Raw genomic sequence first — 21,290 nt, forward strand, 5'->3', positions numbered from 1 at the left:
TGTTAGCCGCTTTCTTTTGCCTACTTTTCTTTGCGGCGGCAAAGAAAAGTAGGTGCTGCCCCGCACAGGGGCGACGCATGAAGCACGAAGGCAAACCGCGGATGCCAGCGAAAACCCCGAAAAAACCAAACAGGCCGCGCCGCGAAGGCCCAGCCGCGGATGCCACCGCAAATCCACGAACGGCCCGAAGGGCAAAAAAAAGCTAGTTCTTCGTCCCGAACAACCGATCCCCAGCATCCCCAAGCCCAGGAATAATGTAAGCATGCTCATTCAGATGCAAATCGAGCGAAGCAACGTACAGCTTCACATCCGGATGCGCATCCTGAAACACCTGCACGCCTTCAGGCGCGGCCACAAGCGCGAGGAACGAGATATTCTCACCCGCGACACCACGCCGCTTCAGCACGTCGATAGCATGCACAGCCGAATACCCCGTCGCGACCATCGGATCACAAAGAATAAAATTGCGATCCTCGAGATCAGGCAACCGCACCAGATACTCGACCGGCCGATGATCATCATCGCGATACACCCCAATATGCCCGACCCGCGCCGACGGAATCAGCTCCAGCAGCCCGTCCGACATGCCAACACCCGCGCGCAGCACGGGCACAATCGCAAGCTTCTTGCCAGCGATCACAGGCGCGTCGATATCGACGAGCGGCGTGCTCACGCGACGAGTCGTCATCGGCAGGTTGCGGGTGATTTCATAGCCCATCAGCAGCGTGATCTCGCGCAGCAACTCGCGGAACGTCCGCGTGGACGTGTCGCGGTCGCGCATGTGCGACAGCTTGTGCTGGATCAGCGGGTGATCGAGGATGAAAAGATTGGGAAAACGGCAGTCCTGAGTCATGACGGGGCGCCTCGCGGCGAAGTTGAGCTGGCTGACGATGGGTTGGCGCGGCGCGCGTGCCCCGCAACGGGCGGCGGCGCGCGGCTGCGCCATGGCTGCAAGTTTACCGGAAGGGCGGCGCAAAGAGACGGATGCTGATGAAAGGTATATCAGCGACGTCCGGCAGCGCCGCGTCGATTCTTCTAGAATCGGGGGACAGTTGACCGACCACCCCGGGCGTAATGCGCAGGCATGTCCCGCTCGTTGCGCGCACGACAACAGGAAAATACACATGGATCTGGGCATCGCAGGAAAGACCGCGCTGGTGTGCGCGGCAAGCAAGGGACTGGGGCGCGGCTGCGCCGAGGCGCTGGCGGCCGAAGGCGTGAACGTGACGATCGTCGCGCGCACGGCTGAAACGCTCGAAGCCACGGCGGCCGCGATCCGCTCGAAGACGGGCGTCGACGTGAAAGCGGTGGCCTGCGACATCACCACCCCCGAAGGCCGCGCCGCGGCGCTCGCCGCGTGTCCGCAGCCTGACATTCTCGTCAACAATGCGGGCGGCCCGCCGCCCGGCGACTTCCGCAACTTCACGCACGACGACTGGATCCGCGCGCTCGAAGCGAACATGCTCACGCCGATCGAACTGATCCGCGCGACCATCGACGGCATGATTTCGCGCGGCTTCGGGCGCGTGGTGAATATCACGAGCTCGTCGGTAAAGGCGCCTATCGATGTGCTCGGCCTGTCGAACGGCGCGCGCTCGGGGCTGACGGGCTTCGTCGCGGGCGTCGCGCGCAAGGTGGCGCCGGACGGCGTGACGATCAACAACCTGCTGCCGGGCCTGTTCGACACGGACCGTATCGCCGTGACGTTCGAGGCATCGGCGAAATCGCAGAACATCTCCGTCGACGAAGCGCGCAAGCAGCGCATGGCGACGATTCCCGCACGCCGCTTCGGCACGCCCGACGAATTCGGCCGCGCCTGTGCGTTCCTGTGCAGCGTGCACGCGGGCTATATCACCGGGCAGAACTGGCTGATCGACGGCGGCTCGTATCCCGGCACCTATTGATGCACGGCCCTTTGCGGCACATCGCGAACACCATAACGACAACACATGAGGAGCAACGACATGACAACACGCGTCGCGCTGATCGCGCACGACCATAAGAAGGACGACATCGTCAGGCTGGCGGGCGAGTACGTCGACACGCTGTCGCGCTGCGATCTGATCGCGACGGGCACGACGGGCTCGCGCATCACCGACGCGCATGGCCTGAAAGTCGAGCGGATGCTGTCCGGCCCGCACGGCGGCGACCTGCAGATCGGCGCGCAACTGGCCGAAGGCAATGTCGATATGGTGATTTTCCTGCGCGACCCGATGACGCCGCAGCCGCACGAGCCGGACATCAATGCGCTGGTCCGCGCGTGTGATGTCCACAACGTGCCGTGCGCGACCAACATCTCGACGGCGCGGATGATCCTCGACGTGCTGACACTGCGTCTGAACCATCAGGTCTGACGGCGTCGGCCGCTTTCAACCGCGCAATCAACACGAACCAGGCAACGAATAAATCTGGAGATGACATGACCAAGGCAATTCGATTCGACAAGACAGGCGGCCCGGAAGTGATGAAGTGGGTCGACGTCGAAGTGGGCGCGCCGGGCAACGGCGAAATCCGCATCAAACAGCATGCAGTCGGCCTGAACTATATCGACGTGTATTTCCGCACCGGGCTGTATCCGCTGCCGTTGCCAGGCGGCCTCGGAATGGAGGCGGCGGGCGAGGTGACCGCCGTCGGCGCCGGCGTGACGGATCTGAAGGCGGGCGACCGCGTCGCGTACGTCGCGCGGCCGCCGGGCGCGTACACGCAAGAGCGTGTGCTGCCCGCGGCGCAGGTGGTGAAACTGCCCGATGCGATCGACTACGAACAAGCCGCTTCCGTGATGCTGCAAGGGCTGACCGCGCAATATCTGCTACGCCGCACGTATCCCGTGAAGCAGGGCGACACGATCCTGATCCAGGCGGCCGCGGGCGGTGTCGGGCTGCTCGTATGCCAATGGGCGAAGGCGCTGGGCGCGACGGTGATCGGCACGGTCAGTTCCGACGAGAAGGCGGAGATCGCGAAGGCGCACGGCTGCGACCATCCCATTGTGTACACGCGCGAGAACTTCACAAAGCGCGTGCGCGAGATTACGAACGGCGCCGGTGTGCCCGTCGTGTACGACTCGATCGGCAAGGATACGTTTACGGCGTCGCTCGATTGCCTGGCGCCGCTCGGCATGTTCGTGAGCTTCGGCAATGCGTCGGGCCCGTTGCCGCCGATCGATTCATCGGAATTCGCCGGGCGCGGCTCGCTGTTCTTCACGCGGCCGACGCTGTTTACGTATATGGGCAAGCGCAGCGACTTCGATGCGATGACGGCCGAACTGTTCGACGTGATCGCGTCGGGCAAGGTGAAGACGAGCATCAATCAGCGCTATGCGCTCGCCGACGTGGGTAAGGCGCATGCGGATCTGGAGGCGCGCAGGACGACGGGGTCGACGGTTCTGGTGCCGTAAGCAACCCTCGCCGCAACTATGAAGGCCGCTTCACGCGTGACGTGAAGCGGCCTTTTCCGTTTACACCTTTTTTACACTCCCTCACCCATCTTTGACCTGCCCTTTACGTCAATGGGCATAACGTTCGGACCATCCATCGTCCAACTAATGGAGAACATGAAATGGATGTGCTGTACGTCGGGGGCATCGCGCTTTTTGCTGCGCTGACCTTTGGGTTGATCGCCGGATGCGAGAAGTTGACGCGCTACGGCCGTGGTCAGGGAGCGCGCTCGTGAACTGGATCCTCTGGCTATCGGGCGCGGCAACCGCGCTGCTGTTTGCTTATCTCGTCTATGCGCTGCTGCGCGCGGAGGACATTGAATGAACCTCAACAATGTCTTGCAGCCGGCGCTCTTCATCGTCGTGCTGCTCGCTGCTGCCGTGCCCGTTTCGCGCTATCTGACGCGCGTGATGGACGGCACGTCGCGCGTCGTCAAGCTGGGCGGGCCCATCGAGCGTCTGCTGTACCGTCTCGCGGGCGTCGACCCTGAGCAGGAAATGAGCTGGAAGCACTACGCAATCGCCACGCTCGCGTTCAACCTGCTTGGCGTCGCGTTCCTTTACGTGCTGCTGCGCGTGCAAGGTCTGTTGCCGGGCAATCCGCAGCAGTTCAGCGCGATGACGGTCGACGGCGCATTCAACACGGCCATCAGCTTCGTCACCAACACGAACTGGCAGGACTATTCGGGCGAGCAGACCCTGAGCTATCTGACGCAGATGCTCGGCCTCACCGTGCAGAACTTCCTGTCGGCGGCAACGGGCATCGTCGTCGTGATCGCGCTGGTACGCGGCTTTGCGCGCCACACCGCAAAGACCATCGGCAACTTCTGGGTCGACATCACGCGCGTGACGCTCTATGTGCTGCTGCCGATGTCGGCGATCGTCGCAGCGCTCCTGATGAGCCAAGGCGTGATCCAGAACTTCAAGTCGTACGAGGACGTGCCGACGCTGCAGACCACGACGTACTCCGCGCCGAAAACGGATGCCCAAGGCAACCCCGTGAAGGACGCGAAGGGCAACCCGGTGATGGTCGATACGCCTGTCAAGACGCAGACCATCGCGATGGGCCCCGTTGCCACGCAGGAAGCGATCAAGATGCTCGGCACGAACGGCGGCGGCTTCTTCAACGGCAACTCCGCGCATCCGTACGAGAACCCGACGCCGTTCTCGAACTTCGTGCAGATCTTCTCGATCCTGATCATCCCTGCTGCGCTGTGTCTCGTGTTTGGCCGCATGATCGGCGACCGCCGGCAAGGCGTGGCCGTGCTCGCGGTGATGACGATCGCATTCGCCGTGTGTATCGCGGGCGAGATCGGCGCGGAGCAAGGCGGCAATCCGCTCTTCACGTCGCTGCATGTCGATCAGTCGGCGACCGCGCTGCAGCCGGGCGGCAACATGGAAGGCAAGGAAACGCGCTTCGGCATCGCGCAGTCGGGCATCTTCACGGTTGCGACGACGGCGGCTTCGTGCGGCGCCGTGGTCAACACGCATGACTCGCTGACGCCGCTCGGCGGCCTCGTGCCGATGCTGTTGATGCAACTCGGCGAAGTGATCTTCGGCGGCGTGGGTTCGGGTCTGTACGGGATGCTGGTGTTCGCGTTGCTTGCGGTGTTCGTTGCGGGCCTGATGATCGGCCGCACGCCTGAATACGTCGGCAAGAAGATCGAAGCGTACGAGATGAAGATGGTGTCGATCGTCGTGCTGCTCACGCCGCTGCTCGTGCTCGTCGCGACGTCGATTGCCGTGCTCACCGACGCGGGCAAGGCCGGCATCATGAATCCGGGCGCGCATGGCTTCTCCGAAATTCTGTACGCGTTCAGTTCGGCCGCCAACAACAACGGCAGCGCGTTCGCGGGTCTCACGGTGAGCACGCCGTTCTACAACTGGCTGACGGCAGTGGCGATGTGGTTCGGCCGCTTCGGCACGATCGTTCCGGTGCTCGCGATTGCCGGCTCGCTGGCCGCGAAGAAGCGCATCGCGGTGACGGGCGGCACGCTGCCGACGCATGGACCGCTGTTCGTCGTGCTGCTGCTCGGCACGGTGCTGCTGGTCGGCGCGCTCACGTATGTGCCCGCGCTCGCGCTCGGCCCCGGCGTCGAACATCTGATGATGATCGCGGGCCACTAACGGACTGCATATGCCGCACAACAGCGCAAGAAGGCTCAAGAAGCAGGCGCAAGAAATCGGCGAAGCAATTAGAGGAAGAAATGACTGACCATTCCGCTACCCGGTCCATGTTCGATCCGGCGCTCGTGCGCCCGGCGATCGTGGACTCGTTCAAGAAACTCAAGCCGCACACGCAGTTCCGCAATCCGGTGATGTTCTGCGTGTACGTCGGCAGCATCCTGACGACGATCCTCTGGATCGCCGCGCTGCTGGGCCAGGCCGAGGCGCCCGCGGGCTTCATTCTCGCGGTGTCGCTGTGGCTTTGGTTCACGGTGCTGTTCGCGAACTTCGCTGAAGCGCTCGCCGAAGGGCGCTCGAAAGCGCAGGCGGCATCGCTGCGCAGCGCGAAGAAAGACGTGATGGCGAAGAAGCTCAACGAGCCGCATCCGAAGTCGCCGATCCGCATCATGACGGCCTCCGACCTGCGCCGCGGCGACGTGGTGCTGGTCGAAACGGGCGACGTGATTCCCGCCGACGGTGAAGTGATCGAAGGCGTGGCGTCCGTCGACGAGTCGGCCATCACGGGTGAATCCGCGCCTGTGATCCGCGAGTCGGGCGGCGACTTCTCATCGGTGACGGGCGGCACGCGCGTGCTGTCGGACTGGATCGTCGTGCGCGTCACGGCCAATCCTGGTGAAGCGTTCCTCGACCGCATGATCGCGATGGTCGAAGGCGCGAAGCGTCAGAAGACGCCGAATGAAATCGCGCTGACCATTCTGCTCGTCGCGTTGACCATTGTGCTGCTGCTCGCCACCGCGACGCTGCTGCCGTTCTCGATGTTCTCCGTCGAAGCCGCGAAGGCGGGGCACGTCGTGACGATCACCGCGCTCGTCGCGCTGCTCGTGTGCCTGATTCCGACGACGATCGGCGGCTTGTTGTCCGCGATCGGCGTGGCGGGCATGAGCCGCATGATGCAGGCGAACGTCATCGCGACGTCGGGCCGTGCCGTCGAAGCGGCTGGCGACGTCGACGTGCTGCTGCTCGACAAGACGGGCACGATCACGCTCGGCAACCGGCAGGCATCGACGTTCATTCCGGCGTCGAGCGTGAGCGAAGAGACGCTCGCGGATGCTGCGCAACTGTCGTCGCTCTCCGACGAAACGCCGGAAGGCCGCAGCATCGTCGTGCTCGCGAAGCAGCGCTTCAACATTCGTCAGCGCGACATGGCCGTTCTGCATCCCGTGTTTATCGCGTTCAGCGCGCAGACGCGCATGAGTGGCGTCGATCTCGCAGGCCGTGAAATCCGCAAGGGCGCTGCCGACGCAGTGAAGCAATACGTCGAAGCGAACGGCGGGCGTTTCCCGACCGATGTGTCGAACGCGGTCGCGGAAGTCGCGCGTCGCGGCAGCACGCCGCTCGTGGTGGCGGAAAAGACGGAAGGCCCGGCGCGCGTGCTCGGCGTGATCGAGTTGAAGGACGTGGTGAAGGGCGGTATCAAGGAGCGCTTTGCCGAACTGCGCAAGATGGGCATCAAGACCGTGATGGTGACGGGCGACAACCGTCTGACGGCGGCGGCCATCGCAGCGGAAGCGGGCGTCGACGATTTCCTCGCCGAAGCCACGCCGGAAACGAAGCTCGCGACGATCCGCGCGCATCAGGCGGAAGGCCGGCTTGTCGCGATGACGGGCGACGGCACCAACGATGCGCCGGCGCTCGCGCAGGCCGACGTCGCGGTCGCGATGAACACGGGCACGCAGGCAGCGAAGGAAGCGGGCAACATGGTCGATCTCGATTCGAATCCGACCAAGCTGATCGAGATCGTCGAGATCGGCAAGCAGATGCTGATGACGCGCGGCTCGTTGACGACGTTCTCGATTGCGAATGACGTCGCCAAGTACTTCGCGATCATTCCGGCCGCGTTCGCGACTACGTATCCGCAGTTGCGCGTGCTCGATGTGATGCATCTGAGCTCGCCGTCGTCGGCAATTTTGTCGGCGGTGATCTTCAATGCGCTGATCATCGTGGCGCTGATCCCGCTCGCGCTGAAGGGCGTGACGTATCGTCCGCTGGGCGCCGCATCGCTGTTGCGTCGTAATTTGCTGGTCTATGGGTTGGGCGGGATTCTGCTGCCGTTCCCGTTCATCAAGCTGATCGACATGGTGCTGACCGCGTGTGGCTGGGCCTGATGGCTGTGCGATCGTCGATAACTGAACGAGGAATCTGAATCATGAAATCGCTTTTTCGCCCGATGGTGGTGATCTTCGCCGTGCTGACGGCTGTGACCGGGCTTGCGTATCCTGCCGTGATGACGGCGTTCGGCCAGGCTGTCTTTCACGACCAGGCCAACGGCAGCATGCTCGAGAAGGACGGCAAGGTAGTCGGCTCACGGCTGATCGGGCAGCAGTTCGATGCGCCGCAGTACTTCTGGGGGCGTTTGTCGGCGACGGCGCCGATGCCGTATAACGCGCAGGGTTCGAGCGGCTCGAATATCGGGCCGATTAATCCGGCTCTCGCCGATGAGGTTAAAGGTCGTCTCGACGCTCTGAAGGCTGCTGGGCATATGCCTGCTGATACGGCTGTTCCTGTTGATCTCGTGACTTCTTCGGGTAGTGGTCTTGATCCGGAGATTTCGCCTGCGGCGGCGGCTTTTCAAGTTGAGCGGGTTGCTGCTGCGCGGAAGATGAATGCCAATGACGTGGCCGCTCTCGTTGATCGCTATACGCATGGGCGGCAGTTTGGGCTGTTTGGCGAGGCGCGGGTTAATGTGCTCGAGCTGAATCTGGCGCTGGATGACGCGCAGCGTGGATGAGTTGTGACCTTCCCGGGGCGACGTTTTTTTGGTGATGGCGTTGGCCCCGGGCTTTTTTTGGGTTTTTTCTGTCTGCGACGCTGGGTTGGTTTGCTTGGGTTTGCGGTGGCATCAGGTTTGGTTTTGTTGCTCTTGCGCTGGCATCCGCGTTTTGCCTCTGTGCTGGCATCCGCGTCTTGCCTTCGTGCTTCAAGCGTTGCCCCTGTGCGGGGCGGCACCTACTTTTCTTTGCCGCCGCAAAGAAAAGTAGGCAAAAGAAAGCGGCTAACACCGCCAACACTTGGCGTTTGCCCACGGGCCCTCAACGTTCCCACGCTTCACACGGCAGCGCAGTTGTTTGCGTTCGCTGCCAACGCTCTAAATGAGCGCCTCACCCGCTTCGAATACCCGTACTTGAGCGAGCGGCAGCGAATGGTATATGCCGCCCAGGTGGCAAACTGTGTGTAGGTTGTCGCGGCGTACAGCTTGGCACACTTACATGGTGGAACGCGTGCGCTATCGGTCCGGAGTGGAGCGTGTGTAGCACCTGGGCCGACACATAGTTTGCCACCTGGGCGGCAGTGGACTGTCTGGCATGGCATGCTGGGTTGCGGGTGCGTGAAGCCGGATGAGGCGCACCGCAAGAGCGCTGGCAACGAACGTGAATCGAGAAGTTGCCGCGTGAAGTAAGGGACCGGTTGGGGGCCCTCAGGCACGAAGAAGATTTGGCGGTGTTAGCCGCTTTCTTTTGCCTACTTTTCTTTGCGGCGGCAAAGAAAAGTAGGTGCCGCCCCGCACAGGGGCAACGCTTGAAGCACGCTAACAAATCGCGGATGCCAGCAAAAAAGCCAAGCGCACACGGGCAACGTGTGAAGTGCAGACACCACCTCGCGGATACGAGCAAAAACACCAGCAAACCAACCCAGCGTCGCAGACAAAAAACAAAAAAACCATGTCACCATATCCGCACGGAAGTGCAAAACCCCCAAACCCAACACCATGTCCCGCCCCGACCCCGACGAACTGCTCGACAAACTCCAGCGCGAAGAAGAAAAACGCCAGCGCGGCAAGCTGAAGATTTTTTTCGGCGCATCAGCCGGCGTCGGCAAGACCTATGCAATGTTGCAAGCAGCACGTCGCCGAAAAGACGAGAACATCGACGTAGTCGTAGGAATAGCGGAAACCCACGGCCGCAGCGAAACAGCCGCGCTGCTCAAAGACCTCGACGTGCTGCCGCTCGCCCGCATCGAATACCGCGGCCGCCTGCTAGGCGAATTCGACCTCGACGCCGCGCTCGAACGCAAACCGCAGTTGATCCTCGTCGACGAACTAGCCCACTCAAACGTACAAGGCGCACGCCACGCCAAACGCTGGCAAGACGTCTACGAACTGCTCGATGCCGGCATCGACGTCTACACGACCGTCAACGTCCAGCACCTCGAAAGCCTCAACGACGTCGTCGGCCAGATCACCGGCATCCGCGTGTGGGAAACGGTCCCCGACCGCGTCTTCGACCGCGCCGACGAAGTGACGCTCGTCGACCTGCCCGCCGAAGAACTGCTCGACCGCCTGCGCGACGGCAAGGTCTACATGCCGCAACAGGCCGAGCGCGCCGTGCGCAACTTCTTCCGCAAGGGCAATCTGATCGCGTTGCGCGAACTGGCGCTGCGCCGCACGGCCGATCGCGTCGATGCGCAAATGCGCGAGTACCGCGCCGATCGCTCGATTCAGCGCATCTGGCAGGCGCGCGAACGGCTCCTCGTGTGCGTCGGGCCCGGCCCCGAGGCGCCGCTGCTGGTGCGCGCGGCCGCGCGTCTCGCGGCGAGCCTGAAGGCGGACTGGATCGCCGTCTACGTCGAAACGCCAAAGCTGCAACGGCTCTCCGACGCACGCCGCGAACGCACGCTCGACGCGCTCAAGCTCGCCGCCGAACTCGGCGCGGAAACGGGAACGCTCGCGGGCGCCGACGCCGTCTCGACCTTGATCGGCTACGCCCGCGTGCGCAACGTGTCGAAGCTGATAGCGGGCGGCTCGTCGGCCACCGGCCTCGCGCGCTGGTTACGCCGCCCGTTCGGCGAGCGCCTCGCGGAACGCGCAAGCGACCTCGATCTCACGCTGATCCGCGCAAGCAACGACGAAGCAGGAACGACCCGCGATCGCCGCGCCGACGAAGAAGGACGCGCATGGCGAGATGCGCTGATCGCCGCGCGCGATCGCCGTTCGCCGCCGCGCAATTACGCGTGGGCAGTCGCGATCTGCGCGGGCGTGACGCTGATCGCGAGCCAGCTGATCGACCGGATCGATCTCGCGAACCTCGTAATGCTGTATCTGCTCGGCGTGATCTTCACGGCCGTGAAGTTGGGACGCGGGCCCGGCGTGATGCTGTCGTTCCTGTCCGTCGCCGCGTTCGATTTCTTCTTCGTGCCGCCGCGCATGTCGTTGTCGGTGTCGGATACGCAATACCTGCTGACCTTCCTCGGCATGCTGCTGACGTCGCTCGTGATCGGCCATCTGACGTCGAGCCTGCGGCACGAGGCGAGCGTCGCGCGCAGGCGCGAACAGCGCACAGGCGCCATGTACGCAATGGCGCGCGAACTGGCGGCGGCGCTGACGACGGAGCAGATCGTCGGCATCGGCAGCCGTCATGTGAGCGAGGTGTTTCGCGCGCGCGTCGCGGTGTTGTTGCCCGACAGCGCGGATCAGGTGAAGCAGAAAGTCGACGATCCCGACGAGACCATCATGCTCGACGCGACCTCGCTCGACGTCGATGTCGGCCAGTGGGTGTACGACCAGCAGAAGCCCGCGGGCCAGGGCACCGACACGCTGCCCGCCGCGAAGGCGCTCTATTTGCCGCTGCGCGCGCCGATGCGCACGCGCGGCGTGCTGGCCGTCTCGATGCAGGACAAGCACGAACTCGACGTGCCCGAGCAGCAGCGCATGCTGGACGCGTTCGCCGCGCAGATCGCGCTCGCGCTGGAGCGTGTGCATTACGTCGATATCGCGCGCGACGCGCTCGTGAACATGGAGTCCGAGCGGCTGCGTAACTCGCTGCTGTCGGCGATTTCGCACGATCTGCGCACGCCGCTCACGGCGATCGTCGGCTTTTCTTCGATGCTCGCCGGCCAGCCGCGCGACGCCAGCAACGAGGCGCAAGGCGAACTCGTCGACGCGATCCACGAAGAAGCGTTGCGCATGACGGGCATCGTCACGAATCTGCTCGACATGGCGCGTCTGCAGGCGGGCAGTCTGAAGCTGAACCGGCAATGGTCGCTGCTCGAAGAGACGGTCGGCTCGGCGCTGCGCGACTGCCGGCGCACGCTCGCGCGTCATCCCGTGCAGGTGTCGCTGCCCGCCGATCTGCCGTTGCTGCAGCTCGATGCCGTGCTACTCGAACGGCTCTTCGCGAACCTGTTCGAGAACGCGGCGAAGTACGTGCCGCCCGACACGCCGCTGACAATCGGCGCGCAGCGCATCGACGAGAACGGCAAGCAATTCGTGCGCGTAACCGTCGACGACACGGGACCGGGCTTGCCGCCCGGCATGGAAGCGCGCATCTTCGAGAAATTCACGCGCGGCGAAAAGGAATCAGCAAAGCCGGGCATCGGCCTCGGCCTTGCGATCTGCCGCGCGATCGCCGAGGCGCATGGCGGTAGAATTGGCGCGGCCAACCGCGTCGCCGCCGATGGCCGCATCGAAGGCGCGCGCTTCTGGTTCACGCTGCCCATCGAAACGCCGCCGCCCGTGCCTGACGGGTCCGACGTCCTCGACGACGACGCAGCGGTCGAACCGGACACCGAAGCGCACGCAGACCCGGACACCGATCCGCCTCATCGACAACAAGCCGACACGCATCCGAATACCCACTCATGAGTGACCTGAGCATCACTGTCGTACTGATCGAAGACGAACAACAGATTCGCCGCTTCGTGCGGGCATCGCTGGAAGGCGAGGGCATGGTCGTGTACGACGCGCCCACGGGCAAGCAGGGGCTGATCGAAGCCGCGACGCGCAAGCCCGACCTTGTGATCGTCGACCTCGGCCTGCCCGATACCGACGGCCTCGACGTGATCCGCGAACTGCGCGGCTGGAGCGAGCTGCCCGTGATCGTGCTGTCGGCGCGCACGCAGGAGAGCGAAAAGGTGGCCGCGCTCGACGCGGGCGCCGACGACTATCTGACCAAGCCGTTCGGCGTGTCCGAACTGCTCGCGCGGATCCGCGCGCATCTGCGTCGGCGCAACCAGGGCGGTGCCAACGAGACGCCGCAGGTGCACTTCGGCGGCGTGACGGTCGATCTGGCGCTGCGCCAGGTGTCGCGCGACGGCGAGCCCGTCCATCTGACGCCGCTCGAATACCGGCTGCTCGCCACGCTCGTGCGCCACGCGGGCCGCGTGCTCACGCACCGGCAGTTGCTGCGCGACGTGTGGGGGCCGTCACATGTGGAAAGCCATCACTATCTGCGCATCTACATGGCGCATTTGCGGCAGAAGCTGGAACGCGATCCGGCGCAGCCCGAGCATATCGTCACCGAGACGGGCGTCGGCTACCGGCTGGTCGGCGTCGCCTGATCCACCGTGACAGGGCGCGGCATGGGGTCGCGTTATATCGGATCAGGTATGAAAGGGCGGTAAAAATCGGTCCATTTTGATATAATGACGTACGGCAAGGACGACCTTGCTGCATCCGCTTTCAACGGGGACGGCCCCATCATCATTGGGAGTTCGTCTCATGTCCTGGATTCTTCTGTTTATCGCCGGTTTGCTGGAAGTCGCATGGGCGGCCGGTCTCAAGACATCCGAAGGTTTTACCCGCCTCTGGCCGTCCGTCTTCACGATTGTGACGGCGCTCGGCAGCTTCGTGCTGCTTGCAATGGCGATGCGCCAGTTGCCGCTCGGCACGGCCTACGCGGTCTGGACGGGCATCGGCGCGGTCGGCGCGTTCATTTTCGGCATCGTGATGATGGGCGAGGCAGTGACGGCGGCGCGCGTCGGCAGCGCGGTGCTGATCGTCGTCGGACTGATCGGTTTGAAGCTCTCGTCGGGGCACTGATCGGCCGCCCGCCGGCTCGCCAAAGCACGCCATTCGTCTGGAAATTGCCGCAATCACGCTACAAACCGCCGCGCAGCCGTGCGGTCGGCGGATTGACGTGGCTATAATGAGACGGAAATCACCCTGAAATTGCTCCGCGCGGCCTTGATGCGCGGGTCCGGCGGCTTCGGCGGGCGGAGCCACTGGCGCTTCCCACCGTTCCATGGCACAGCCGCCGGAACTGACGGCACGCGATGCGCGCCTCGGAGGCGGTCATGCTTGAACCTCTTTCGCTTGCAGCGGGCCTCTCCTGGGGCAGCGGCTTGCGCCTTTATCTGACCGTCCTGATAGCGGGCGTCTTCGGGCGCGCCGGTTTCATCCATCTTCCCGATACGCTGTCCGTGTTGCAGTCGCCGTGGGTGATCGGTGCAGCGGCCGTCCTGACGCTCGCCGAATTTCTCGCCGACAAGATTCCAGCGTTCGATTCGCTGTGGGATGCCGTCCACACGTTCATCCGCATTCCCGCAGGCGCCATGCTGGCCGTCGGCGCGCTCGGTCACGCCGATCCGGCGCTGATGACGGTCGCCGCGCTGGCAGGTGGCACGCTCGCCGGCGCGTCGCATCTGACTAAGGCGGGCACGCGGGCGCTGATCAATCTGTCGCCGGAGCCGGTCTCAAACATTGTCACGTCGTCGGCTGAGGACGGGCTCGTGTTCGGCGGGTTGCTGCTCGCGCTGTTCGTCCCCGTGCTGTTTCTCGTGCTGCTGGTCGGCTTCCTCGTGTTGGCGAGCTGGGTGCTGCCGCGCCTGTGGCGCGGTGTGCAGGGCGGCTTTCGCGGCATGGCGACGCATATGGTGTCGCGATTCGCGCGGAGCCGTCACGATTGAGCGAAGCCGAACGCGTCACCACCGAGGCTCCGCCCGAGCTTCCGCCTGAATCCCCGCGCGACCGCCATGAGCGGCGCGCGCCCGCGCACCGGCTGTCGCTGGGCCATTTGCTGCATCAGTCGCTGCGCATGACGGCGCGCGACTGGCGCGCGGGCGAACTGACGATGTTGCTGCTCGCGCTCGTGCTGGCCGTCGCGGCGCTGTCCAGCGTCGGCTTTCTGGCCGACCGGTTGCATCAAGGTCTCGAGCGCGATGCACGGCGCATGATCGCTGCCGATTTCATCGTCCGCTCCGACCATCCCGTCGATCCGCAATTCGCCGACAAGGCCAAAGCGCTCGGCCTCGACACGGCGACGACGGCGATTTTCCCAAGCATGGTCAACTCGACGGCTTCCACGCCTGGGTCACAGCCGGTCTCGCGGCTCGCGGCGGTGAAAGCGGTGTCGGCGGGCTATCCGCTGCGCGGCGAGCTGAAGATCGCGCTCACGGCGGGCGCGCCCGATCGTGAGGTACGCGGCATCCCGCCCCTTGGCGAGGTGTGGGTCGATCAGCAGATGCTGGACGCGCTGAAGGCGCGCATCGGCGACAAGGTGAAAGTGGGCGGGCGCGATTTCACGATTGGCGCCTTGATCACGCGCGAGCTGGATCGCGGTTTCGCGTTCGTCAATTTCTCGCCGCGCCTGATGATGCGCGCCGACGATCTCGCTTCGACGGGACTGACGGGCTACGGTAGCCGCGTCGCGTATCGCCTGCTGGTGGCGGGCGGCGACGAGCCGGTTGCGTCGTTTGCGAAGTGGGCGCATGAGCGCGTCGACAACGGCAAGATGCGCGGCTACGCGCTGGAGTCGCTGCAGGACGGCCAGCCGCAGGTGCGCCAGACGCTCGACCGCGCGAGCCACTTCCTCACGCTCGTGTCGCTGCTGACGGCGCTGCTTGCCGCTGTCGCGATCGCGATGGCCGCGCATCGGTACATGCGGCGGCATCTCGATAGCTGCGCGGCGATGCGCTGCCTTGGCGCAAGCCAGCGAACCCTGCGCGCGCTGTTCCTGTTCGAATTCGCGGGACTCGGTCTGGTCGGCGGCGTGGCGGGCGTGGTGCTTGGCTTCGGCGGGCATCTCGCGCTCTTCTGGTGGCTCGGCAGCCTGATCGACGTGTCGTTGCCGTATCCGACTGTCTGGCCCGCGCTCGAAGGCATCGCCGCCGGTCTCGTGCTGCTGGTCGGTTTCGCGCTGCCGCCGCTGTTGCCGTTGACGCATGTGCCGCCCGTGCGCGTGCTGCGTCGCGAGTGGGGCGAAGAAGGGCGCACCGCGTGGGCGGCCTACGCGCTCGGCATCGTGCTGTTCGCGGGGCTGCTGATTCTCGCCGCGGGCGAACTGAAGATCGGCGGGATCGTCGCGGGCGGCTTCGCGGGCGGCCTGCTGCTGTTCGCACTGATCGCGCGTCTGGCGCTGTGGGGCGCGGCACGTGTCGTGCGCAGCGAGCGCTTTCATATCGGCATTGGCTGGCGCTATGCGCTTGCGTCGCTGGAGCGCCGCTCGAATTCGAGCGCGCTACAGATCACCGCGCTCGCGATCGGCCTGATGTGCCTGCTGCTGATCGCGATGACGCGCAACGATCTGATCGAAGGCTGGCAGCGTTCGACGCCGCCCGACGCGCCGAACGAATTCATCATCGACATCCAGCCTGACCAGCGCGATCTCGTTACGAACTATCTGTCGGGGCACGGTTTTCCCGGCGTAGAGCTTGCGCCGATGGTGCGCGGCCGCCTGATCGCGATCAACGACAAGCCCGTCAATCCCGACGACTTCAAGAGCGAGGACGCGCGACGGCTGGTGGATCGCGAGTTCAACCTTTCGTACACGACACAGTTGCCGGGCGACAACCGGGTTGTGTCAGGCGAGTGGTACGGCAACGCGACGAATCCGCAGATTTCTATCGAACAGGGCCTCGCGAAGATTCTCAAGGTGAAGGTCGGCGACACGCTGCGCTTCGACGTGACGGGCCTGCAGGTCGACGCGCCCGTGACGAGCGTGCGCAAGCTCGACTGGAGCTCGTTCAAGGTCAACTTCTTCGTCGTGATGCCGCCCGCCGCGCTGAAGGACTATCCGGCGACCTTCATCACGAGCTTCCATGTGCCGCCCGGGCAGCGCGCGGTGATCGACGGACTGATCGGCCAGTATCCGAACCTCACCGCGATCGATACCGCGCCGATTCTTGCGCAGGTGCAGCGCGTGATCGGCCAGGTGATCGGCGCCGTGCAGTTCCTGTTCGGCTTCACACTGTTCGCGGGCGTGCTGGTGTTGTACGCCGCGCTCGCGGGCACGCGCGACGAGCGTATGCGAGAATCCGCGCTGCTGCGCGCGCTCGGCGCGTCGCACGCGCAGGTGCGCGCGGTGCAGGTCGCGGAGTTCGTCGTGGTCGGTGCGTTGTCGGGGCTGATGGCGGCGATCGGCTCGCAGCTGATCGGCTTCGTGCTCGCGTCGCGCGTGTTCGACTTTTCGATCAACTTCAACCCGTGGCTCCTGCCCGCGGGTATTGCGGCGGGCGTGGTGTGCGCGGCCGTTGGCGGGTGGCTCAGCCTGCGGCATGTGCTGATGCGGCCCGCGCTGCAATCGCTGCGCGATGCGTGATGCTTGATGTGTGTAGCAGCGTCCGCCTTCCTGAAATTCCTTTGACTGTGTAGTTGCCCGTATGACTGATCCGATTGACGAAGCGCCGTCGCAGCCGACAGCCTTCGAACTGGTGGGCGGCGAAGCGCGCGTGCGCGAAATCGTCGACCGTTTTTACGACCTGATGGACCTCGAAGCCGACTTCGCCGATATCCGCAAGCTGCATCCGCCGACGCTCGACGGCTCGCGCGACAAGCTGTTCTGGTTCCTGTGCGGCTGGCTCGGCGGCCCCGATCATTACATCAGCCGCTTCGGCCATCCGCGTCTGCGCGCGCGGCATCTGCCGTTCCAGATTGCGTCGGTGGAGCGCGATCAGTGGCTGCGCTGCATGGCGTGGGCGATGGACGACGTCGGCCTGCCCGAGCCGCTGCGTGAACGCCTGCTGCATTCGTTCTTCGATACGGCCGACTGGATGCGCAATCATCCGGGCTGACGTTCTGGCCGACAGCGAGCGGAAGTGCTGCGCGTCGTAAAAGCGTCGTGCCAGAGTGGCCGGTACAGTTCGGTCGGGAGTGCTTCGATCTGAACGCGGCGGGCGTTGGCGGCATCGGCATAATGTCCGCTGGCACGACAAAAGCACAAAGGAGACTCCCTATGACGACGCGCGCGCTGTTTCGCGACGACGCCTATCTGACCCACTGCGACGCGACCATCACCGCGCTCGACGAGCAGGGCATCCATCTCGATCAAACCGTGTTTTATCCCCTCGGCGGCGGCCAGGCGGGCGACGCGGGCGCATTTGCGCTCGCCGACGGCACGCGTATCGAGATCGCCGACACTCGCAAGGCGAAGTTCGAAGGCGCGACGCCCGACGACGCCGTCCACGTTCCCGCGCCCGGCCAGGAAGCGCTGCTCGCGCAGCTTGCGGTTGGCCAGAAGGTGACGGCGCAGATCGACTGGACGCGCCGCTACCGGCACATGCGCCTGCACACGGCGAGCCACCTGATGTGCGCGGTGCTGCCGTATCCCGTCGATGGCTGCAGCATCACGTCCGACTACGCACGCCTCGACTTCGCGACCGTCGAGCCCATTGAACGCGAGCTCGTCGAAACGCGGCTCGCAGAGCTGGTGGGCGGCGCGCACGCGGTGGCAACGCAATGGATCACCGACGATGAAATGGCGGCGCGCCCCGAACTGGTCCGCACGATGAGCGTGAAGCCGCCGATCGGCCTCGGGCGCGTGCGGCTGCTGCGCATCGAAGGCGTCGATCTGCAACCGTGTGGCGGTACACATGTGCACAACACGGAAGAGATCGGCGCGCTGCGCGTCGCGAAGCTGGAAAAGAAAAGCGCGCGCACGCGGCGGCTCGTGCTGGAGTTCGCATGAGCGTGCGTTTCGACGCGGCGGCGTACTCGCCGGAAGCGGACTACGAGGCACTCGATCCGACCGCGCGCGATGTGCTCGATTGCTGGTTCGGCACGCCGGGTTCGGATGAATATGGCAAGGACCAGAAGCGCTGGTTCAAACGCAGCGACGCGTTCGACGCGATGCTGCGCGAGCGTTTCGGTACGTCGATCGAAGCGGCGCTCGCGCATGAACTCAATGCATGGCTCGCGACGCCGCTCGGCTCGCTGGCGCTCGTGATCGTGCTCGACCAGTTCACGCGCAACTGTCATCGGCGAACGGCGCGCATGTACGACGGCGACGCGCAGGCGATGACCATCACGCGCCGCATGATCGAAGAGGGCAGCGATGTGTTGCTGCCGACCGTCTATCACCGCGCGTTCGCGTACATTCCGTTCGAGCACGATGAGACGGTGGAAGGGCAGCGTGAAGGCGTGCGTCTTTACACGCTGCTCGAAGCACAAGGGCTGGACCCTTCGTATGCGCGCTCGGCTGTGCGGCATGCGCAGATCGTCGAGCGCTTCGGACGCTTTCCGCATCGCAATGCGCTGCTCGGGCGTCCGTCGAGCGATGAGGAGGTCGCGTTTTTGCGCGAGCCGGGGTCGTCGTTCTAGATTTGCTCAGCGGCCCGCGCTGACATCCAGCAGTGCGCCGTTCACATACGACGACGCGTCACTCACCAACCAGACGATTGCTTCAGCGACTTCGTCGGCCGTTCCCGGACGGCCTAGCGGCGTCTGCACGCCGAGCACCGCGGCGCGGTCGGGACGGCCGCCGCTCGCGTGGATGTCGGTGTCGATCAGTCCGGGGCGCACTGCGTTCACGCGGATGCCCTGCGGGCCGAGTTCTTTCGCGAGGCCGATCGTCATCGTGTCGACCGCGCCCTTCGAGCCGGCGTAATCGACGTATTCGTTCGGCGAGCCAAGCCGCGACGCCGCCGACGATACATTGACGATCACGCCGCCATGTCCGCCACGATCCTTCGACATGCGCCGCGCCGCCTCTCGCGCGCACAGATACGCGCCGTACACATTGACGTCGAACATGCGCTTCAGGCGCGTGGCGTCCATATCGGCGAGCGGCATCGAAGGCGCGACGATACCCGCGTTGTTGACGAGCGCGTCGATGCGGCCAAACGCATGCTCCACCGCATCGAACATCGCGATGACTTGCGCTTCGTCGGCGACGTCGCCCGCGATCAGGCGCGCGTGGCCGCCTGCGCGCCCGACTTCGGCGGCCGTTTGTTTGGCGGCCGCTTCATTAGTTGCGTAGTTCACGCCGACCGACCAGCCGTGCGCGCCGAGCATGCGCGCCGTCGCGCGACCGATGCCGCGGCTCGCGCCCGTGATCAGAACCACTTTCGTCATGCTTGCCCCTCGCTATGCAGCAGGAAAGCGCTCAACGTGCATCACACGCGCTCGCGGTTGTCCGCCCACTTGTCGCTTGTGGGCGGTTGGTAGCGTTGCAGCTTCTCGATCAGGGCGGCGGGATCGCTGTCGACCTGCAGGATGTCGAAGTACGTCTGGCGCATGAAGCCCTCCTGCACCGTGTGTTCGAGCATCGCGATCAACGGATCGTAGAAGCCGTCGATATTCAGCACGGCCACTGCCTTCTGATGATAGCCAAGCTGCGCCCACGTGTAGACCTCGAACAGCTCTTCGAGCGTGCCTGCGCCGCCCGGCATCGCGACGAACGCGTCGGAGAGATCGGCCATCATCTTCTTGCGTTGATGCATGTCGGGCACGACGTGCAGTTCCGACAGGCCGTTGTGGCCGACTTCCTTGTTGACCAGCAACTCGGGAATCACGCCAATCGCGCGGCCGCCCGCGGCCATGACTTCGTCGGCGATCACGCCCATCAGGCCGACTTTGCCGCCGCCGTAGACGAGCGACAGGTTCGCCGCGACGAGCGCGCGTCCGAACGCCTTCGCGGCCTCGCGGTATAGCGGTTTGACTCCGTTGGAGGAGCCGCAATAGACACAGACTGCCTTCATCGTTACCTGTCCTTCGATTCGTTGCGAGGTTCGCGCGGCGGCAGATAGTCGTAGAACTCGCGCTGCGGATGCTTGCCCGACACCAGATCGTCGAACAGTTCGCGCGAGCGTCCGCGCAGATACGGCGCCATCAGCGACACGATCTGTACGCTGACCTGATGCAGTTCGGCCTGGATCGCTTCCTGTTCGTTGTACTTGCGCGGATTCATGACGAACTGATACGACAGCCAGTAGGTCGCGATCACGCCGATGTTGGTCGCGATGACTTTGAGCTCGTCGGGTGTCGCGACCATTTCGTTGTCGGCCACGAGCTGCTCGCAGAACTGGCTCGCGAAGCGCACCTTGTGGCTGATGATCTGTTTGAAGTGTGTTTCCAGCGTGCGGTTGCGTGCGAGCAGATCGTTCAGGTCGCGATACAGGAAGCGGTAGCGCCATGTGAAATCGACCATGTACTGCAGATACGACCACATTTCGTCGATGGTTGCGCGATGGTCGTCCGGGAAACGCAGACGCTTTTCGATCTCCTGCTCGAACTGGCTGAAGATGCTGTTGATGATGTCGTCTTTGTTGCGGAAGTGGTAGTACAGGTTGCCTGGACTGATTTCCATTTCCTCGGCGATCGTCGTCGTCGTGACGTTCGGCTCGCCGATCTCGTTGAAGAGCTTCAACGATAGCTCGAGAATCCGTTCGCGCGTGCGGCGGGGAGGTTTGGCTTCCATATCGTCCTTGGCGGGCTTGCTGCGCTGCCCGGGCTGGGGTTTTGGGGTTTGTTCAGGCTGTCTTCCCGATTATAAACCGACCGTTCGATGGGATTTGGTTCTGTCTGCGACGCTGGTTTGGTTTTGGGTTTTTGCTGCGCGGGCGGGTTTGTTTGGGGTTTTGGCTGTGCGCGGGCATCCGCGTTATGCCTTTGTGGCGCGGCTGGTTTGGTTGTTCTAGCCTTTTCGCCGGCATCCGCGATTTGCCTTCGCGCTTCAAGCGTCGCCCCTGTGCGGGGCGGCACCTACTTTTCTTTGCCGCCGCAAAGAAAAGTAGGCAAAAGAAA

20 protein-coding genes are annotated in these 21,290 nt (G+C 64.3%); 16 read left to right on the plus strand and 4 right to left on the minus strand.

The features are described 5' to 3' along the window. Positions 1-202: 202 nt before the first annotated feature. A complete protein-coding gene (upp, locus tag SB822_RS52105; protein WP_410858459.1) occupies positions 203-853 on the minus strand; it encodes a uracil phosphoribosyltransferase in 651 nt (216 codons plus the stop codon). A 271-nt stretch (positions 854-1,124) separates the two neighbouring features. Here upp and SB822_RS52110 point away from each other — a divergent pair, with 271 nt between their 5' ends. The 16 genes from SB822_RS52110 (at position 1,125) to SB822_RS52185 (ending at position 18,866) form a co-directional block, all read left to right on the plus strand. After that, a complete protein-coding gene (locus SB822_RS52110; protein ID WP_079499141.1) occupies positions 1,125-1,904 on the plus strand; it encodes an SDR family oxidoreductase in 780 nt (259 codons plus the stop codon). Positions 1,905-1,964: 60 nt separating this feature from the next. Further along, the gene (locus tag SB822_RS52115) at positions 1,965-2,354 is read left to right on the plus strand and encodes a methylglyoxal synthase (protein WP_007583451.1); all 390 of its coding nucleotides are present in this window, start codon (positions 1,965-1,967) and stop codon (positions 2,352-2,354) included. 65 nt (positions 2,355-2,419) lie between these two features. After that, a complete protein-coding gene (locus tag SB822_RS52120) occupies positions 2,420-3,394 on the plus strand; it encodes a quinone oxidoreductase family protein (RefSeq protein ID WP_410858458.1) in 975 nt (324 codons plus the stop codon). A gap of 161 nt (positions 3,395-3,555) precedes the next feature. Continuing rightward, a complete protein-coding gene (locus SB822_RS52125; RefSeq protein WP_007583456.1) occupies positions 3,556-3,669 on the plus strand; it encodes a hypothetical protein in 114 nt (37 codons plus the stop codon). Further along, positions 3,666-3,758: a K(+)-transporting ATPase subunit F gene (kdpF, locus tag SB822_RS52130; protein ID WP_007583461.1), complete on the plus strand. Its 93-nt coding sequence runs from the start codon at positions 3,666-3,668 to the stop codon at positions 3,756-3,758. The genes SB822_RS52125 and kdpF overlap by 4 nt, the downstream gene beginning before the upstream one ends. Further along, entirely contained in the window at positions 3,755-5,560 is a 1,806-nt protein-coding gene (gene kdpA / locus SB822_RS52135; protein ID WP_086918174.1) for a potassium-transporting ATPase subunit KdpA, read from the plus strand. The genes kdpF and kdpA overlap by 4 nt, the downstream gene beginning before the upstream one ends. Positions 5,561-5,640: 80 nt before the next feature. Beyond that, on the plus strand, positions 5,641-7,725 hold the full coding sequence (gene kdpB, locus SB822_RS52140) for a potassium-transporting ATPase subunit KdpB (RefSeq protein ID WP_086918175.1): 2,085 nt from the start codon (positions 5,641-5,643) through the stop codon (positions 7,723-7,725). Between the two features lie 41 nt (positions 7,726-7,766). Then, entirely contained in the window at positions 7,767-8,348 is a 582-nt protein-coding gene (gene kdpC, locus SB822_RS52145; protein WP_007583467.1) for a potassium-transporting ATPase subunit KdpC, read from the plus strand. Between the two features lie 978 nt (positions 8,349-9,326). Continuing rightward, positions 9,327-12,197 (plus strand): DUF4118 domain-containing protein, encoded by a 2,871-nt coding sequence (locus SB822_RS52150; protein ID WP_007583469.1) that lies wholly within the window; start codon positions 9,327-9,329, stop codon positions 12,195-12,197. Next, a complete protein-coding gene (gene kdpE / locus SB822_RS52155; RefSeq protein ID WP_007583470.1) occupies positions 12,194-12,892 on the plus strand; it encodes a two-component system response regulator KdpE in 699 nt (232 codons plus the stop codon). The genes SB822_RS52150 and kdpE overlap by 4 nt, the downstream gene beginning before the upstream one ends. Before the next feature lie 160 nt (positions 12,893-13,052). Then, positions 13,053-13,373 (plus strand): quaternary ammonium compound efflux SMR transporter SugE, encoded by a 321-nt coding sequence (gene sugE, locus SB822_RS52160; protein WP_007749639.1) that lies wholly within the window; start codon positions 13,053-13,055, stop codon positions 13,371-13,373. A gap of 254 nt (positions 13,374-13,627) precedes the next feature. Then, positions 13,628-14,239, plus strand: coding sequence for a DUF4126 domain-containing protein (locus SB822_RS52165; protein WP_007583473.1), 612 nt, complete (start codon positions 13,628-13,630; stop codon positions 14,237-14,239). Between the two features lie 128 nt (positions 14,240-14,367). Continuing rightward, complete coding sequence (locus tag SB822_RS52170; RefSeq protein ID WP_410858460.1) at positions 14,368-16,869, plus strand: ABC transporter permease; 2,502 nt, start codon at positions 14,368-14,370, stop codon at positions 16,867-16,869. A 61-nt stretch (positions 16,870-16,930) separates the two neighbouring features. Further along, on the plus strand, positions 16,931-17,341 hold the full coding sequence (locus SB822_RS52175) for a group II truncated hemoglobin (protein WP_007583477.1): 411 nt from the start codon (positions 16,931-16,933) through the stop codon (positions 17,339-17,341). A gap of 161 nt (positions 17,342-17,502) precedes the next feature. Then, the gene (locus tag SB822_RS52180; RefSeq protein ID WP_007748142.1) at positions 17,503-18,234 is read left to right on the plus strand and encodes an alanyl-tRNA editing protein; all 732 of its coding nucleotides are present in this window, start codon (positions 17,503-17,505) and stop codon (positions 18,232-18,234) included. After that, positions 18,231-18,866, plus strand: a complete 636-nt coding sequence (locus tag SB822_RS52185) for a DUF924 family protein (RefSeq protein WP_007748144.1) — start codon at positions 18,231-18,233, stop codon at positions 18,864-18,866. The genes SB822_RS52180 and SB822_RS52185 overlap by 4 nt, the downstream gene beginning before the upstream one ends. Before the next feature lie 6 nt (positions 18,867-18,872). Here the strand turns inward: SB822_RS52185 and SB822_RS52190 are convergent, their stop codons facing one another. From SB822_RS52190 to SB822_RS52200, 3 genes are read right to left on the minus strand one after another with little or no spacing between them, the layout of a single operon-like run. Then, the gene (locus SB822_RS52190; protein WP_007583483.1) at positions 18,873-19,619 is read right to left on the minus strand and encodes an SDR family oxidoreductase; all 747 of its coding nucleotides are present in this window, start codon (positions 19,617-19,619) and stop codon (positions 18,873-18,875) included. A 41-nt stretch (positions 19,620-19,660) separates the two neighbouring features. Then, entirely contained in the window at positions 19,661-20,245 is a 585-nt protein-coding gene (locus SB822_RS52195) for a TIGR00730 family Rossman fold protein (protein WP_007583485.1), read from the minus strand. 2 nt (positions 20,246-20,247) lie between these two features. Beyond that, entirely contained in the window at positions 20,248-20,964 is a 717-nt protein-coding gene (locus SB822_RS52200; RefSeq protein WP_007583486.1) for a TetR/AcrR family transcriptional regulator, read from the minus strand. Positions 20,965-21,290 lie beyond the last annotated feature (326 nt).

Source organism: Paraburkholderia sp. SIMBA_054, from assembly GCF_046534875.1.
GTDB classification, from domain to species: Bacteria; Pseudomonadota; Gammaproteobacteria; order Burkholderiales; family Burkholderiaceae; genus Paraburkholderia; species Paraburkholderia hospita.